General features: G+C 60.5%; 2 protein-coding genes. Both read left to right on the top strand.

Annotated elements, in window-relative coordinates:
• The first annotated feature begins 109 nt into the window (after positions 1-109).
• On the top strand, positions 110-1,609 hold the full coding sequence (istA, locus tag AC2FJ5_RS21310) for an IS21 family transposase (RefSeq protein WP_496774834.1): 1,500 nt from the start codon (positions 110-112) through the stop codon (positions 1,607-1,609).
• Positions 1,606-2,358 (top strand): IS21-like element helper ATPase IstB, encoded by a 753-nt coding sequence (gene istB, locus AC2FJ5_RS21315; protein ID WP_496794516.1) that lies wholly within the window; start codon positions 1,606-1,608, stop codon positions 2,356-2,358. The genes istA and istB overlap by 4 nt, the downstream gene beginning before the upstream one ends.
• Positions 2,359-2,517 lie beyond the last annotated feature (159 nt).

A 2,517-nucleotide genomic window follows, 5' to 3' on the forward strand; every position in this document is an offset into this window, starting at 1 on the left:
CTGTGAATCCCGGAGGCAAAATACCCACGGAATCGGTCGGATGATCTGACCGTCGCGGAGCAAAATTCCGCAGTCTGACACCCGAGGCAATTGAGCTGAGGGTGGGGAGATGTATTCTGTGGAGCTTTATGGTCGGGTACGGCTTGCGTGCCATGTCCAGGGAATGGGCAAGAGTGAGGCAGCGCGGCATTTCGGGATCGACCGAAAGACCGTTGCGAAGATTCTGAAGCATGCGGTTCCGCCTGGATACCGTCGGCAGAACCCACCGGCGCGCCCTAAGCTTGATCCGTTCGTGGCGATCATCGACGAGATTCTCGAAGAAGATAAGTCGCGGCTCAAGAAGCAGCGGCATACAGCCAAGCGCATCCATGAGCGTCTGCGCGATGAACACAGCTTCACCGGCGGGATTACCATTGTCACCGACTATGTGCGGGAGAAGAAGCGCCGGAACCGCGAGGTATTCGTGCCTTTGTCGCATGCGCCGGGGCATGCCCAGGTAGATTTTGGAGAGTCGCTTGGGGTGATCGGCGGCGTTGAATGCAAGCTGCATTATCTCGCGATGGCGCTGCCGCACTCGGATGCGTTTTTCATCAAGGCCTACCCGGCAGAGACGACCGAAGCGTTCTGCGATGGGCACAATGCGGCTTTTGCATTCTTCGGCGGCGTGCCGCTGTCGATCCTGTATGACAACACCTCGATCGCTGTTGCCAGGATTTGCGGCGACGGGAAGCGGGAGAGGACCAGAACCTTTGCCGAGTTGCAGTCGCATTACCTGTTCGAAGACAAGTTTGGCCGCCCCGCCAAGGGCAATGACAAAGGCAATGTCGAAGGTGTAATCGGCTATGGGCGGCGGAATTTCCTCGTGCCCGCGCCCAGGTTCAACAGCTTCGATGAGCTGAATGCCCGGCTCGAAGAACAATGCCTGAGGCGCCAGGACGATATCGTGCGCGGTCATTCAGAGCCGATCGGCGAGCGCCTGATGCGCGATCTGGACGCGCTGATGGTGTTGCCGTCCACGCCCTATGATGCCTGTGACAAGGTCAGCACCCGGGCCACATCGATCTCGATGGTCCGATATCGCAACAATGATTATTCCGTGCCGGTCGCCTACGCCCACCACGAGGTTCAGGTCCGGGGCTACGTCCATGAGGTGGTCATCGGCTGCGGCGCAGAGGTGATCGCCCGCCACAGCCGGTCCTACGAGAAGGCCGACATGGTCTTCGATCCGATGCACTACCTGCCTTTGCTGGAGCAAAAGGTCGGGGCATTGGATCAGGCCGCCCCACTCAAAGGCTGGGACCTGCCCGCCGAGTTCGCCACCCTGCACCGGTTGCTGGAAGCGCGGATGGGAAAGAAGGGCAAGCGCGAGTACGTTCAGGTTCTGCGCCTGCTGGAGACCTTCGAGATGGCCCATGTCCATGGCGCCATCAAGTACGCTCTTGGCCACGGCACTATTGGCTACGACGCGGTCAAGCATCTCGTGCTGTGCCGGATCGAGAAGCGCCCACCGCGGCTCGATCTCGACGTCTATCCCTACCTGCCCAAGGCACAGGTCGAGACGACGGACCCGGCCAGCTACAAGGTGCTGATGTCCGGGGCGATGGTATGACCGATACGCCACAGGTCCTGCTGAAGCATCATCTCAAGAAGCTGCGCCTGCCGACCTTCAACAGCGAGTATGACAAGCAGGCACGGCAGTGTGCGGCGGAGAACAAGGATCATGTGCAGTATCTGCTGCGGCTCTGTGAGCTGGAGCTGATCGAGCGCGAACGCCGGATGATCGAGCGCCGGATAAAGGCCGCGAAGTTTCCGGCGACCAAGAGCCTGGACAGCTTTGACTTCAAGGTGATTGCGTCACTGAACAAGGTCCTGACGATGGAACTCGCCCGCTGCGCCTTCGTCGATCGGCGAGAGAACGTCATCGCCCTGGGCCCGAGTGGCACCGGTAAAACGCACGTCGCCCTGGGGCTCGGGCTGGCGGCCTGCCAGAAGGGGCTCAAGGTTCGCTTCACGACCGCTGCCGCCCTGGTCCACGAACTGATCGAGGCTGCCGACGAACGGCGCCTGCAGCGTCTGCAAAAGCTGCTGGTCAGCCAGGACCTGCTGATCATCGATGAACTCGGCTTCGTCCCGCTCAGCAAGACCGGCGCCGAGTTGCTGTTCGAGGTTATCTCCCAGCGCTACGAGCGCGGCTCCATCGTCATCACCTCCAACCTGCCATTCGATGAATGGACCGAGGTCTTCGGCTCAGAGCGCCTCACGGGCGCCATTCTGGACCGCCTGACCCATCACGTGCATATCCTTGAAATGAACGGCGAAAGCTTCCGGCTGCGCGAGAGCCGAAAAGCCCAAACCTGAACTCCATAAACCCGCGATCAGAAGGGCTGGCCTGCGGCCAGCGCGCCTTGGCACGCGTCAGCTATCTGGAGAGCACGCGCGCCAAGGCGCAGCTAACTCCCAACCAAACTGTCCAATTTTACACCGGGAAACTGACCCATTTTGCGCCGGGATTGACAC

It is taken from the genome of Ruegeria sp. CDSA221 (genome assembly GCF_059611825.1).

What these genes read in the sequence shown, in the direction of transcription:
- istA (WP_496774834.1), top strand. Translation starts at nt 110, where the DNA reads ATGTATTCTGTGGAGCTTTATGGTCGGGTACGGCTTGCGTGCCATGTC.
- istB (WP_496794516.1), top strand. Translation starts at nt 1,606, where the DNA reads ATGACCGATACGCCACAGGTCCTGCTGAAGCATCATCTCAAGAAGCTG.